General features: G+C 59.5%; 12 protein-coding genes. 6 read left to right on the top strand and 6 right to left on the bottom strand.

The window, feature by feature from the left end; translation table 11 throughout:
• Window positions 1–257 precede the first annotated feature (257 nt).
• The 4 genes from K1558_RS09685 to K1558_RS09670 all read right to left on the bottom strand — a co-directional run bounded on the left by K1558_RS09685 (window position 258) and on the right by K1558_RS09670 (window position 3,465).
• On the bottom strand, window positions 258–932 hold the full coding sequence (locus K1558_RS09685; protein ID WP_238651343.1) for a hypothetical protein: 675 nt from the start codon (window positions 930–932) through the stop codon (window positions 258–260).
• 134 nt (window positions 933–1,066) lie between these two features.
• Window positions 1,067–1,891 (bottom strand): class I SAM-dependent methyltransferase, encoded by an 825-nt coding sequence (locus tag K1558_RS09680; protein WP_238651342.1) that lies wholly within the window; start codon window positions 1,889–1,891, stop codon window positions 1,067–1,069.
• 30 nt (window positions 1,892–1,921) lie between these two features.
• On the bottom strand, window positions 1,922–2,773 hold the full coding sequence (locus K1558_RS09675; RefSeq protein WP_238651341.1) for a 1,4-dihydroxy-6-naphtoate synthase: 852 nt from the start codon (window positions 2,771–2,773) through the stop codon (window positions 1,922–1,924).
• A complete protein-coding gene (locus K1558_RS09670) occupies window positions 2,773–3,465 on the bottom strand; it encodes a futalosine hydrolase (protein ID WP_238651339.1) in 693 nt (230 codons plus the stop codon). The genes K1558_RS09675 and K1558_RS09670 overlap by 1 nt, the downstream gene beginning before the upstream one ends.
• A gap of 291 nt (window positions 3,466–3,756) precedes the next feature.
• Here K1558_RS09670 and K1558_RS09665 point away from each other — a divergent pair, with 291 nt between their 5' ends.
• The 6 genes from K1558_RS09665 to mprF all read left to right on the top strand — a co-directional run bounded on the left by K1558_RS09665 (window position 3,757) and on the right by mprF (window position 11,300).
• Complete coding sequence (locus K1558_RS09665) at window positions 3,757–4,230, top strand: MarR family winged helix-turn-helix transcriptional regulator (RefSeq protein WP_274528482.1); 474 nt, start codon at window positions 3,757–3,759, stop codon at window positions 4,228–4,230.
• A gap of 275 nt (window positions 4,231–4,505) precedes the next feature.
• A complete protein-coding gene (locus K1558_RS09660; RefSeq protein WP_238651337.1) occupies window positions 4,506–4,907 on the top strand; it encodes a DoxX family protein in 402 nt (133 codons plus the stop codon).
• 110 nt (window positions 4,908–5,017) lie between these two features.
• Window positions 5,018–5,968: a ring-cleaving dioxygenase gene (locus tag K1558_RS09655; RefSeq protein WP_238651335.1), complete on the top strand. Its 951-nt coding sequence runs from the start codon at window positions 5,018–5,020 to the stop codon at window positions 5,966–5,968.
• Window positions 5,965–6,582: an alpha/beta hydrolase gene (locus tag K1558_RS09650; protein ID WP_238651334.1), complete on the top strand. Its 618-nt coding sequence runs from the start codon at window positions 5,965–5,967 to the stop codon at window positions 6,580–6,582. The genes K1558_RS09655 and K1558_RS09650 overlap by 4 nt, the downstream gene beginning before the upstream one ends.
• A 580-nt stretch (window positions 6,583–7,162) precedes the next feature.
• Window positions 7,163–8,392 carry a multidrug effflux MFS transporter gene (locus tag K1558_RS09645; RefSeq protein WP_238651332.1) on the top strand — a complete coding sequence of 410 codons (1,230 nt, stop codon included), beginning with the start codon at window positions 7,163–7,165 and terminating at the stop codon, window positions 8,390–8,392.
• Window positions 8,393–8,630: 238 nt separating this feature from the next.
• Window positions 8,631–11,300 (top strand): bifunctional lysylphosphatidylglycerol flippase/synthetase MprF, encoded by a 2,670-nt coding sequence (mprF, locus tag K1558_RS09640; RefSeq protein ID WP_238651330.1) that lies wholly within the window; start codon window positions 8,631–8,633, stop codon window positions 11,298–11,300.
• Between the two features lie 184 nt (window positions 11,301–11,484).
• Here the strand turns inward: mprF and K1558_RS09635 are convergent, their stop codons facing one another.
• Both K1558_RS09635 and K1558_RS09630 read right to left on the bottom strand, forming a co-directional pair.
• Window positions 11,485–13,137 carry an ATP-binding cassette domain-containing protein gene (locus K1558_RS09635; protein WP_238651328.1) on the bottom strand — a complete coding sequence of 551 codons (1,653 nt, stop codon included), beginning with the start codon at window positions 13,135–13,137 and terminating at the stop codon, window positions 11,485–11,487.
• A complete protein-coding gene (locus K1558_RS09630; protein ID WP_238651327.1) occupies window positions 13,134–13,946 on the bottom strand; it encodes an ATP-binding cassette domain-containing protein in 813 nt (270 codons plus the stop codon). Before K1558_RS09630 ends, K1558_RS09635 begins: the two co-directional genes overlap by 4 nt.
• Window positions 13,947–14,065 lie beyond the last annotated feature (119 nt).

Raw genomic sequence — 14,065 nt, 5'->3', positions numbered from 1 at the left:
CTTATAAATGTACGAATGGAGGTTGTGGCAGAAGCAGTTGGAAAAACAGCAGTTAATTTCTCGCAGTTCACCCGATGTCGGCAAAGCTTAGAGCAATAGATGCTGTTTTTTCACTTGTTGCCGGAAATTCTTCAGAAACCGGGAATTTAAGATACGTTTTTCCAATTGTTTGCCTCAGAGAGGGGGACGGTACCTTCCGTTATTCCCTACGAATGCCCTTTATAGCTGGCAGCTGCGAATGAGTCAGCGAAAGCAGATTAGTTAAAATAGTTCAGCACCCCACGCTTCAGCTCATAGCGGGCGGTTCGTTCCTGGTTCCCCGTGGGGATGGGAAGAAGCCAGCCCTGATCTGAGAGATTGCGCAGCATTCGGACAGCAGTTCTGTAATCAACGGAGAAGTGCTGCTTCACATCCTGCGGACGTATCGGCCTGGCCAGATGAATGGTCAAACGAATCACCTCCTGCTCCAATAGACGCACACGTGATACCGGGGCTTCGGCAGGCTGATATTTGCCCAGCACCATCCGCAGCAACGTCATACAGAGTTCAGGCCGTTGTTCCACATCATCATACGCGAAGGAAATGACGTGGTATCCCATGGCATACAGGAAGGTCTCACGGTTCAATTCGCCGCAATATTTGTTCCGGTCCATATCACGGACATGTGCAGCATAACCCTTGATCTCTATCAGCAGCTTCACATATCCGGGCAGCCAAGCAAAGTCAGCAAAATAAGATCGTCCCCGCCAGTCCAACACCTCGTACTCCGGGTGAAGTCCGGTGAACTGCCCCCGCAAAGGCCACCATACGTTCTTGAGGAACAATACCTCGGCATGACGATGTCCCCGCTCCAGCCTTGCCTTGCGTTCGCCCTCAGTTCTGCTCCCCAGATGGCTGCTGATAAATTGTCCATGTGCTTCTTCAAACTTCATCCTAATCATTCCTCTCTCCAAAAATAGAAAACGCCCCGGCTTCCCCTAAAGGGTTAACCGGGACGTTCTTCGTCTCGCTGATATAAGTATAGGTTAGATATGGAAATTTGGCTAGAATAGAGCGAGTAAAAACGTCACTTCACCCCAACCCGCATCCGGTAGCTGACCGGCACCTGCAAGGTGCGGCCCTGGAAGAACGCCTGTACCTCGGCCGAGAATGCGGCGATGTCCTGCGTAAGGGAGGCCGGGCTGAGCTTCAGGAGTGACTGGATGCCGCCCTGGCTGAGGGCCAGACCGATATAGCGCTCGGCATCACATGACTCGAAGTTGTGGAACACAATTTCCCTGGCATAGGTGAACCATCCGCTGGCCTGGATACGGCCCAGATGTCCCTCTTTGTCCCATTTACGGGCCTGGTCGGGGGCAGGCTGAAGCTCGGTTAGCAGGGCATCCGATGCGGCAATCATCCGGTTGTACCGTGCTTCAATGGACGGCTGCAGCACCAGAGGCCAGTCGCAGTCATAGGCGGCGAACACTCCGCCGGGCCGCAGGCAGCGGGCGATCTCCTGAAGGGTGCTGGCCGGGTCCATCCAGTGGAAGGACTGCGAGCAGGTAATGATGTCCACACTCTCCGCATCAAAGGGGAGCTGGTTGGAGTAGCCCGGGACAAAAGACAGGTTATCCTCCCCGCTGCCTAGAAGACGCAGCTTCTCCTGCGCCTTCCCCCGCATATCGGGATTAGGCTCTACGCCGGTGACGGCATCGGCAGCGTCCTTCCATAGGAAGGTGGACAGTCCGGTGCCGCAGCCGATATCGGCCACATGGGAAGGACGGCGGCCCAGGTAATTGCTCAGCACGGTAATCACCAGCTGCGGAGCTTCGGGCCGGTAACGGTCGTATTCATCCTGGTATCCCAGGAAACGGTCGATATTCGCCTTGCTGTTGTCAGAAGGAATCATAGGAACAGCCTCCTTGCGAAGTGGAATCAATCAGCGGAGAAGCCACGGGTCAACGGCAGGAACTAGTCCCTCCGCAGCGGCCCGGGTCAGCAGTGCAGAGATAGCGGCATAGCCATCCTCGCCCAGATTCATCGTGAACTCGTTGACATAGAGGTCAATATGCGACTTGGCGACCTCCGGCGACAGCTCCTGAGCGTGACTCAGCACATACTCCTGGCAATCCAGAGGATGATCCCATGCATATTGGAGCGAGCTGCGAATCCAGCCGCTGATGGCCTCATGATCCAGATCGCGGCGGGCGATAATCGCCCCGAGCGGGATCGGCAGGCCGGTGTCGCTCTCCCACCAGCTTCCGAGGTCGGTCAGCAGGTTAAGATTATAGGACGGATAAGTGAAGCGGGCCTCATGGATGACAAGTCCTGCATCTATCTTGCCCTGCTGTACAGCAGGCATGATCTCATCAAAAGGAAGAACGACGATCTCGGCCGGGCCGTCCGGTATCTGCTGCGCCGCCCAGAGGCGGAAAAGCAGATAGGCGGTGGAGCGCTCGCTCGGCACGGCAATTCTGCGGCCGGACAGCTCGCGCGGGTGCTTGATGGCACCGGCGCCTTTGCGGGTCAGCACCAGCGGGCCGCAGCCCCGTCCCAGCGCGCCGCCGCAGGACAGCAGCTTGTACTTGTCCAGCACCCAGGGGAGGGCGGCGTAGGAGATTTTGAGCACCTCCGGCCCTGCACCGTCTGCTGCCAGCCCATTCGTAATATCAATATCGGCAAACATTACATCCAGCTTGGGTGCGCCGGGAACCAGGCCATGCGCCCAGGCATGAAAGACAAAGGTATCGTTCGGACAAGGGGAATAAGCAATATGAAGCTCTTGTGTCATTACAGCACCTCCCGTAAAATAGCCGCCGCCGCCGCCAGAGCGTCCAGCGCTTCATTGATCTTCCACGCGGCCCGGTCGCGCGGGCCGACCGGGTTCGAGATCGCGCGCACCTCCAGCGCCGCGATCCCCAGCGCCTGGGCGGCCACGGCAACCCCGTGGCCTTCCATCGCCTCCGCCGCCGCCTCCGGGTGGCGTGCGGCCAGAGCCGCGGCCGTCCCGGCGGTGCCGGTCGCGGTCGACACGGTAAGCACGGGACCCGTGCTTACCGTAAGGCCGGCCGCTGCCAGCGCGGCCGCAAGGGCCTGCACCGTGCCGGCCGGGGCAGGCACGGACACGCTGCCGAAGCCAAGCTCGGCAGCGCTGCGGAAGCCCTCCGGCGTCTCAGCGCCGAGGGCCGCGTCCCGCATCTCGCTGGCGACGACCAGCGAGCCTACGGGTGCGCGCCCCGCGAAGCCGCCGCCGATCCCGGCGCTGACGGCGCAGCCGTAGGAGCCGGCTGCCAGGGCGGCGGCGGTGCCCGCCGCTGCCGCAGCGGGCCCGGCCCCCGCTGCGATGACATTGAAGCGGCGGCTGCCGGCCAGGCCGCGCAGAACCGCGTCGCGCTCGGCCGCGACGGCGGTTACGATCAGCACGCGCGGCTGCTCTTCTGCTTTTTCGGGGTGCACGGAAGTAGAATCAAGCTTTGCTTCCATAATAGTCTCCTTCTATAATGAAGATTCTCAAGTCTCAATAATCAATAAATTCGCTTGTTGCCCGGTTGGATCAGGGATACTCACCTTTTGAAAGTCTACGCCGTTTTGGGGAACAGGTCAAATTCACTGCGGGTGGACGGAGAGGGGAAGGGGTGTTTGAGTATGCAAACCCTGGGTCACTGAATTATTAAAGTTAGGGAGTTGACAGATGATTCGGAGTGGAGTATATTTATCTTAACTTAAAGATAATTAATTTGAAGATAAACATAGAGAGGATAGGAGGTGCCCTATATGAGCAGTAAGAATAAGACAGCAGCCACAGCGGCTGACGCACAGACGGAGCTGGAGCAGGCGGCATCGCTGAAGCTGTTCGTGGTCCTGTCCAAGGCATACAAGAGCCTGATGGATTTGGCAGTGAAGGATATGAAGAAGCACGGGCTGGCTTCAGCCGAATTCATGGTGCTGGAGGTTCTGTATCACAGAACGCGGATTCCGCTGCAGCAGATCGGTGAGAAGATTCTGGTCACCAGCGGCAGCATCACCTACAACATCGACAAGCTGGAGAAGCGCGGGTTACTGAGGCGCGTTCCCTGCGAGGACGACCGCCGTGTGACGTATGCAGAGATTACAGAGGCGGGGCGTGAGCTGTTTGATGATATTTTTCCGCAGCATGTTGATTTCATACACAGTCTCATGGGCGGATTGGACAGCGAAGAGAAGACCCAGGCTGCACTGCTGCTGAAGAAGCTGGGCAAGGGTGTGTAGAAGCGCTCACCGATATGCAGGGGCTGTAATGATGCCTGACGTTAATTGAAGAAGTAGCTTGTATCCCCTGCCTGATTGATTGCAGATAAGGCCCGTTATATATAGAACTAGTATAGAGCAGTAAAGGCTGGCGTACCCTTGCGGGCCAAGGATTTACGCCGGATCTGAAGGCGTAATGTTCATTTTAAAGTGCGGCATACGAGGAAGCACAAAATTTTTTAGTCAATATCTTAACATTAAGATAATCAAAATCGAGAGAATGGAGTGTGTTTAAAATGGTTAGTGTAGGTTTATTGTTGATGAGATTGGTAATTGGTGTGGCGTTCATCGGGCATGGCGCGCAGAAGCTGTTCGGCTGGTTTGGCGGGTTCGGCCCCAAAGGGACAGGCGGCTGGATGGAGTCCATCGGCATTAAGCCTGGTGTACGCATGGCAGTGCTGGCCGGTCTGATGGAGCTGGTGGGCGGGCTGCTGTTCACCCTCGGTCTGCTGACTCCGGTGGCTGCGGTGCTGATTGCTGCAACAATGCTTGGTGCGATTGCCAAAGTCCATGCGCCTAACGGCTTCTGGTCCACCGCGAATGGGATCGAGTTCCCGCTGATCGTGCTGGTGGTTGCGGTAGGTGTAGCGCTGACGGGTCCGGGTGCGGTATCGCTGGATGCCCTATTTTTCAACTAATACGTACGGCAAGCCGATCTTGCTCTGAAAATCATAGAAAGAACCGTGACACAACGTTAGCCTCTTTTTACGAAAAATAGTACCATAACAACTATCAGGAGGGTTTACTCATGACTATGCATACTGCCGGGATTCATCATATTACTGCTTTTGTTCAGGACGCCCAGCGCAATGCTGATTTCTATGCCGGTATTCTGGGCCTGCGGCTTGTCAAAAAAACCATCAACTTCGATGCCCCCGAGGTCTACCACCTCTACTTCGGCAATGAGCAAGGCGCTCCGGGCACCATTATCACCTTCTTCCCCTGGGCCCATGGACGCAAGGGCAGAATCGGCGGCGGCCAAGTGGGAGTAACGACTTATGCTGTACCTGTTGGCTCCCTGGGATTCTGGGAAAAGCGGCTGGCCGCTTATCAGATTCCGGTGACCGCTGTCAGCCGGATCGGTGAATCGTATCTCTCGTTCGCTGATTATGACGGCTTGCGGATTGAACTGGTGGAACGGGAAGCGGGCGCGCTGAGCACCTGGTCCTTCGCCGGAGTACCTGTAGAGCACGCGATTAAAGGCTTCGGGGGAGCTGTCCTCTACAGCTCAGCTCCCGACCGGACGGCCGACACCCTCTCCCGTACGCTAGGTATGGAGCGGATTGCAGAGGGAGACGGCTATATCCGGTATAGAGCGGCTGGAGACATCGGCAATATTATTGACCTGAAAGCTTCTCCGGTTCCGCAGGGGTCCGGCGGTACAGGAACGGTTCACCATATCGCCTGGCGCGCCAAGGATGACAGCGAGCAGCTCGAATGGGGCCGCCGCGTACAGAGTCACGGCTACCGGCCGACACCTGTGCAGGACCGCCAGTACTTTAATGCCATCTACTTCCGGGAAGAAGGGGGAATCCTGTTCGAGATTGCGACTGATCCTCCAGGCTTCGCCCTGGATGAAGCGCCGGAGGCGCTGGGGCAGAAGCTGATGCTTCCGCCATGGTTTGAACCGCAGCGTGAGGCGATTGAAGCTAATTTAAGCGCTTTTGAAATCCGTGAGATTGGAGTGAAGCAAATATGATCCATGTATTCGAGCAAGGCACTGATGCAACTCAGCCGACACTGGTATTATTCCACGGCACAGGCGGCAACGAACGTGATCTGCTGCCGCTGGCCGAGCTGCTGGCACCCGGCGCTTCCGTGCTGGGGATCCGCGGCAATGTACTGGAGAACGGGATGCCCCGCTTCTTCCGGCGGCTGGCGGAGGGGATCTTTGATGAGGAGGATCTCATCTTCCGCACCCATGAGGTGAAGCAGTTCCTGGATGAGGCGGCGGCCAAGTACGGCTTCGATCCCGGCAATCTGGTGGCGGTCGGCTACTCGAATGGGGCAAATATTGCGGGCAGTCTGCTGTTCCACTACGGGAACATCTTCCGGGCGGCGGTGCTGCTGCACCCGATGGTTCCGCTGCGCGGTCTGACGCTTCCTTCACTTGAAGGGGTCCCGGTCTTCATCGGGGCAGGCACCAATGATCCGATTATCCCTACTCCCGAGACCAAGGAGCTGGAAGCGCTGCTCAGCGGAGCCGGAGCCGAGGTTACCTCCCACTGGGGCAATCACGGACACCGCCTGAGCGCCGCTGAAGCGGAGGCGGCCAGAGACTGGCTGGCTAATCTTACCGGTTCAGCAAAGTGACATTAGCATCACCCATCACCGTGAACAACCGCCTGCGGGCCTGCCGATCATAGAGGATTGGCGGCTGCCGCAGGCGGTTGTTTGTTGTTGTGGTGATGGGCGGGGGCGGACGGGCCGAATGTATGTGGAAAACCGAACACATTGGGTAGTCGCGGAGGGCAAGCGGGTACGTGGCTTAAAGTCGGCGCTAATTGGGGTTGCGTTTGTTGCACTTCGTGCAGGATATGCGCACAGGTCGCTCCTGTCGGGCCACAATGTTGCACATATTGCAGGATTTTTCTAAATTTGTTACTGGCTTTAGCACATTGTTGCATCTTTTGCAGGAATTTCGGAGCTCCGGTGCTGGTTGGGCTGTGAATGTTGCATATCGTGCAGGAATTCCGTGCAGACGGCTTCTATTGAGTAACATTGTTGCATTCTGTGCAGGATTTTGCGGGTAGACCGCCCGCATCCATCCGTTCTGCCGAACCGCTCCTTCCGCCGCCGCTCCATCTCCCGAACCAGAATTTCATTGAACATTCCAGCGGTAATCGGTACTATGGAGAAATATAAAAACGGGCAGAAAGGTTGTATCGTATTCATGATAAAGCATAATCCGGTTTCGAGCCTGGCCGAGGGCGGGCCGTCCAGAAGCCAGCGGCTGCAGCTTGCAGTCATTCTGGGGGCGATTGCCACCATCGGCCCGCTGTCGATTGATATGTATTTGCCGGCTTTGCCGGAGCTTAGCGTCTATTTCGGCACCAGTCCGGCGATGGTTCAGCTCAGCTTAACCTTTTTCCTGCTGGGGCTGGCTTCCGGCCAGCTGGTAGCCGGACCGCTGAGCGATGTGCACGGACGCCGGACCCCGCTGCTGATCGGGATGATCATCTATGCCATATCTTCATTGCTCTGCGCATTCAGCCCGTCGATCGGCCTGCTGGTCTGCCTGCGGTTCATCCAGGGGCTGGCCGGCTCCGTAGGTGTCGTGATCTCCCGGGCGGCGGTCCGCGATATGTACAGCGGCTCCGAGCTGACGCGCTTCTTCTCGCTGCTGATGGTCGTCAACGGGCTGGGCCCGATCTTCGCACCGGTCATCGGCGGGCAGCTGCTGAGAGTGACTGACTGGCAAGGCGTATTTGTTGTCTTATTCGTCTGCGGTCTCCTCTTCGCGGCGGTTATTCTGCTGCGGCTGCCGGAGACGCTGCCCAAGGACAAACGTATCCAGAGCGGGCTGGCCGGAACGCTGCGCACGTTCCGTACCCTGCTCCGTAACGGCCGGTTCATGGGCAATGCTCTCTCTCAGGGCTTTGTCACCGCAGCGATGTTCGCTTATATCTCGGGATCTTCCTTTGTCCTGCAGATCATCTACGGGGTATCCCCGCAAATGTATAGCCTGATCTTCGCGGTGAACGGCTTCGGTATTATTCTGACCGGGCAGGTAGCCGGACGGCTGTCGGCAAAAGTGGGCGAGCGCAAGCTGCTCGTCTGCGGCCTCCTGCTCAGCACCGCAGGCGGTATCCTGCTGCTGGTCACCCTCCTGGCCGGAGGCGGGCTGGCACTAATCCTGCCTTGTCTGTTCGCCGTGGTCTCCAGTGTAGGCTTAGTGGGTACCACCAGCTTCTCGCTGGCGATGCAGGACCAGGGTGAGACCGCAGGCAGCGCCTCGGCGCTCCTGGGTCTGCTTCCCCTGCTGCTTGGAAGCTGCGCTGCCCCGCTGGTCGGGCTTGGCGGCAGCGGCTCGGCCCTGCCGATGGCGATCGTCATCGCCGGTGCCGGCCTCCTGTCGGTGCTGTCCTATGTGCTGCTCTGCCGGGGAGAGTCCCGGCCATGAGCCGCAAGGATTTCGGTATTCTGCTGCTGGCCTGCACCCGAGGCGTCCCCTTCCTGTTCATGCGGACCGGATTCATATGATTTTTTTGCAGGGATGTACCTGCCTATGGCTGTCTAACCCTTATAGAGCATGTGACCATTATACGGGCCTTGCCCGGCCGATCTTGTTATAATGGTTGGTGTAATGGCTGAACAGGATCAGGCAACATGCGTGTTCGGCAGTTAGGACAGGTGAATTCATGCATAATGTGATCAAAAATAAACTCGAACGCTTCAGGCTCGTCCGCCTGCTGGTCTCGATCTACCGGATCAAGGCGGTGCGGGCGCTATTTCCGCTGCTGATCATCGGGCTGGTGTACTTAGAAGGACAGCATGAGCTGAAGCAGATTCATTTGGGCAAAATCATCCATGACCTGAAGTCCGTTCCCGTGCCTGCCATCCTGCAGATGCTGGGCATCTCTCTGCTGTCCGTTGCGGTCATGAGTACTTACGATTATCTGATCCGCAGGCATTTCCGCTTGCAGACCGGGGCCTGGCGGACGTTCCGGTATGCCTGGATCGCCAATACGTTCAATAATATGATCGGCTTTGCCGGGCTGGCCGGTGCCGGTCTAAGGACGCTGCTCTACAAAAGAAGCCATGTGCCTGCAGCCGTGCTGGCCCCTGCGATTGTGTTCCTGTCGCCGCTGATGATTACGGGACTCTCGCTGCTCGCCTGGGGTACGATCACCGGGCTGCTGCCGGCGGACCGGCTGCTTGCGGCGCATCATTGGCTGATCTTCGCCGTCTGGGGGATGGCACTGTATCTGCCGGGCTTCGTGCTGCTGCAGCGTTCCTCGCTTTTTGCCAAATGGATCAACCGGGGGGAGGGGAGAACCGCCTGGCTGACTGTGGGCGCTTCGGTGGGGGCGTCTCTGCTGGAGTGGGTGTTCGCCGGACTGACCTTCTGGATGATTGCCGGAAAGCTGCTGGGCGAGGCTCCGTTCATTCTCATCTTCAGCATCTATGTCGTGGCCGCCATTGCCGGCATTCTGAGCATGGCTCCCGGCGGTATCGGGGCCTTCGACCTGATTGCGCTGCTGGGGCTGACCCAGCTTGGCTTCAAGACGGACCATGCCATGGCGGTGCTGGTCATCTACAGATTGTTCTATTACATCATTCCGTGGCTAATGGGATTGGTGCTGGCTGCGCTGGAGTTTGGACTGCCGGGCACCAAGGGCGCTGAACGCAGCATGGACAGGGTGGAGGCCCCGCTGACGGTCTGGCAGAAAATATGGGGCTGGCCCGGCCAATACACCTTCCTGAGCGATCTCGGGGTATGGGCGCTTGGCAAGCTGGTGCTGGCCAGCGGCTTGCTCCTGCTGCTATCCGCAGCTACACCTGAGCTGCTCTACCGGCTGAAGGTAACGGAGGAGCTGCTGTCTCTGCCCGTGATGCAGATCTCGCACCATCTGTCGGTGCTGATCGGCTTCATGCTGATTCTGCTGTCGCGGGGAATTTCCCTGCGCGTGCACCGGGCGTATGTGTGGACGAGCGTGCTGCTTTTTGGCGGAGCGGTGTTTGCGTTCACGAAGGGGTTTGACTATGAGGAGGCGCTGTTCCTGCTGCTGGTTGCCCTGATTCTCTGGATCTCCCGCACCCGGTTCTACCGCGTCAGTGTCCCGCTTGGTACGAGAAGCACGGTCTGGTGGCTGGTTCTGACCACGCTAATCGCCCTCTGTTATTATTGGCTGGGCAGCTATACCCACCATGGCTTCCTGAAGCATCTGCCGGCCGGTGTTCAGCCGGAATGGCTGCGGAGGTACGGCAATGCGGCGGTTACGGCGGCAGGCGGGCTGATCTTCTCCTGGCTGCTGCTTAGCATGATGGCTGCGCTCAGGCCGCAGCGCAAGGCAGACGCCATTCTGGCGGATCAGGATATGGAGCGGCTGGAGCGCTTCCTCTCGGAAGGCTGGGGCAATGCGCTGAGTCACATGCTGTTCCTGGGCGACAAAAGCTTCTTCTGGGCGCAGGCAGGCAAGGTGCTGTTCGCCTTTTCCAGGGTGCGGGATAAGCTTGTGGTGCTGGGTGACCCGCTGGGCCCTCCGAGCCTGTTCAATAATGCGATCAGCGAGTTCAGGCAGGCGGCCGATCTGTACGGTCTCTCGGTGGTGTTCTATCAGGCGACGCCGGCCAATCTGCCCGTGTATCATGAGCAGGGGTACCGGTTCTTCAAGCTGGGGGAGGAGGCGCTTGTGCCGCTGGAGAGCTTCACGACCAGCGGACCGCAGAACGCTAATCTGCGCAGCGTTAGAAACCGGTTCGAGCGGGCGGGCTATGTCTTCGAGATTACGGATGCAGTGCATGCTGCCGAACTGCTGCAGGAGCTGCGTCTGGTGTCGGAGGAATGGCTGGCCGGACGACAGGAGAAGGGCTATTCGCTGGGCTGGTTCAGCGAGCCGTATCTGCAGCTGGCTCCGCTGGCGCTGCTGCGTGCACCGGATGGCCGCCTGCTGGCTTTTGCCTCCTTGGCCCCGGGGTATGACCGTCACAAGACGGTGTCCGTGGACCTGATGCGCCACTGCAAGGATACACCGAACGGTACGATGGATTACCTGTTCCTGAAGCTGCTGGAGTGGGCGAAGTCGCGCGGCTACAGCTGCTTCAATCTGGGCCATGCCCCGCTGTCCAGTGTCGGGCGCAATCCCGGGGCGCTGCGGGAGGAGAAGCTGGCCCGGCTTGTCTTCGAGCGCGGCGGCCACTGGTACGGCTTCTCCGGCCTGCGCCGGTACAAGGAGAAGTTCGGCCCTGCCTGGGAGCCGCGATATCTGGCCTATCCTGCTTCCGTCACCCTTCCGCTGCTGACCATTGATCTGGTTCGGCTGGTCTCGCGCCGCCCGGAGCAGAAGAGCGGGGGCGCTGCGGAATAACAGATATAACGAATATTATAGGTATAGGGCGATTCAGTAGAACCACACAAATATGAAGACGGCTGCCGTCCTTAGAATAGGACATGGCAGCCGTCTTTTTATGTCTAGGCAAGTTAGTAATCCGGGGGAGAGAACAGGGCCGGAGATTGGGCGGAGCTGCCAGTTATATTCCGCTTGACTGAAGTCAGCTGATCCGCGCTATCCACCAGAGCATGGCTGCAACCGCCAGAATGCACAGTGCTGCCGCTGTATCGCGTCTGCTCCAGGATAGCTGGTATACCGGGGTCCGCTGCCGGGCGGGATCATATCCCCGTGATTCCACAGCAGTCGCCAGCTCGTCGCCCATGCCCAGCACCAGGATCAGCAGAGGAACGATCATAAGCACAATCTGTCTGGGCGACCAGCGTCCGGGTCCCCGGGTGCGCCGTCCGCGTGAACGCAGGGCGAGCTGAAGCTGGGCCAGCTTGCCGAGAATCCACGGCACGAACTGTAAGGTTACCGATACGGCCAGCGACCAGTTGCGGGTGCGGATGCCCAGAGCGCGCAGCGGAGCGATGGCCCATTCCAGCCCCTCCTGCAGGGGGGCGCCGGTTGTGGTCTCGGTGAACAGGAAGCCCAAGGCGATCAGCAGCAGGAAGCGCAACACACTGATCCCCCCGCGCAGGATTCCTGCATAACTGAACCCGACCGGCCCGAGGGCGAAATCCGGGGAGCTCCAGCTGAGCCCGGACAGCAGCCAGAGGAACAGGAACATCACGAGGAACGGCCGGAAGAAGCGGGCGGCTCTGCGCCAGGAGACATGTGCCGATACGGCAAGAACGGCCAGCAGGCCTGCCGTAAGCAGCAGCGGAAGCAGCGTATCCGCCGCCAGCAGGGCCAGCGAGCCGAGCAGCATCCCCAGCCATTTGACCCTGGGGTCCAGATGCTGCCAGCCGCTCCGGGCAGCAGGCTGCTCTGACTCCAGGCTCCGGCCGGCCGGCCGGTCTGCCCCGGCTCTGGCCTGAGGTGCTGCAGCGATCGCAGGCGGGCCGTCAGCCTGCGGCAGCGGCAGGGGGTGCTGCACCAGTCCCGCCAGCAGCTCCTCCAGACTGTGCGGCATGGCTTCAAGCAGGCCGCGTTCCACCGCCCTGCGCCCTATGGAGGCATACGCGGGCGGGGTGAGGCCAGCCTCAGCCAGCAGACAGGGTTCAGCTGCCAGAATGGATGCAGGCCCGTCATAGTGGACCGTGCCTTGCCTCATCACGATGACCTGATCGGCTGCCGGCAGGAAGCTGTCCAGGTCGTGGGTGCCGACAATGAGTGTCATGCCGCTTCCGCGCAGCTCCTGCACCAGATCGAGCAGCGCCCCCGCCGCCTGCGGGTCCAGCCCGGCCGTGGGCTCATCAAGAATTAAGAGCCCCGGCTGGACAGCCAGCGCGCCGGCAATACAGACACGGCGCTTCTCGCCTCCGCTCAGCAGGAAGGGGGAGCGGGCGGCGAATTCATCATAAGCCAGCCCGGTCTGCTGCAGAACGCTGGCGATGATCTTCGTCCGCTGCACCTTGGGCACGCCGCGCTCTGCCAGGCCATACTCGATGTCCTTATGCACCGTGCCCGCGAATAGCTGGGTCTCCGGCTGCTGAAAGACCATCGATACGCTCTTCCCGGCATCATGGCGAATCTGCCCGGAGGAAGGCACCGCCAGCCCCGCGAGCAGGCGGAGCAGCGTGGACTTGCCGCTCCCGTTCACTCCGCATAGAACGGTCAGCGTACCGGGCGGGATATGAAGCGAGATATCCCGTAGTGCCAGCCGGCCGTCTGTGTACCGGAAGGAGATCTGCTCTGCCTGTATGCTCATAGCAGCGCCTCCAGCTCCGGCGTGGTCAGCGGCAGCAGGTCCAGCGGCCAGCCCTGCTGCTGCAGCAGCAGGCCGACACGGACGGCCGGAGCGGGAATCCAGCCGAGAGTATCCGGCAGCTCTGAATCATAGAACAGGCTGCGCGGGCCGCCGTCATAGAGCAGCTGCCCTCCGCCCAGTACGGCGATACGCGGGCTCTCCGCCAGCTCCTCCATCCGCTGGGTCACCCAGAGAATGGTTGTTCCTCTCCGCCATAGCTCCCGGGCCAGGTCCAGAATGTCCTGTCTTCCCGCCGGGTCCAGCATGGAGGTGGCCTCATCGAAGATGATCAGCTCCGCCTCCAGTGCCAGGCAGCAGCCGACGGCCAGGCGCTGGCGTTCCCCGCCGGACAGGGTAGCGACATCGGCCCCGGCCTTGTGAGCCAGTCCCACCTGCTCAAGAATCCCGCTGATCCGTGCCAGCATCCGGTCCCGGTCCAGTCCCCGGTTCTCCAGCCCGAAGGCGATATCCTCCTCTGGAGTAGAGCCGACCGTCTGTGATTCAGGATTCTGAAACACCAGTTGCACGTGCTGCTTCACTGCTGTGCGGCTGCCGGGCTTGCGCAGATCGAGCCCGGCCACAGTCAGGCTGCCGCCGGAGGGGGTAGAGAGCCCGTTGAAGGTGCGGATGAGCGAGGTTTTGCCGCAGCCGTTCGCTCCGGTGAGCGCCACCCATTCCCCTCTCCCGATATCAATATTTAGCCCTTGCAGTACCGTACGGGTGTGCTGTCCCTCCCGCACAGACAAGGTGAGATTGTGCGCCCTGATCATCCTCATGCCTGCTTTCCGTCAATCTTATAGTCAACAATTGCTACCCATTATAACAAACATTCCAGGATTGATGTATCCAGAGGGGGATGGTATAGTGATCCTAAAAAAAGGGGGACTCC

Source organism: Paenibacillus piscarius (genome assembly GCF_022234545.1).
GTDB classification, from domain to species: Bacteria; Bacillota; Bacilli; order Paenibacillales; family Paenibacillaceae; genus Paenibacillus_AQ; species Paenibacillus_AQ piscarius.
This window is presented reverse-complemented; position numbering and strand designations above follow the sequence as displayed.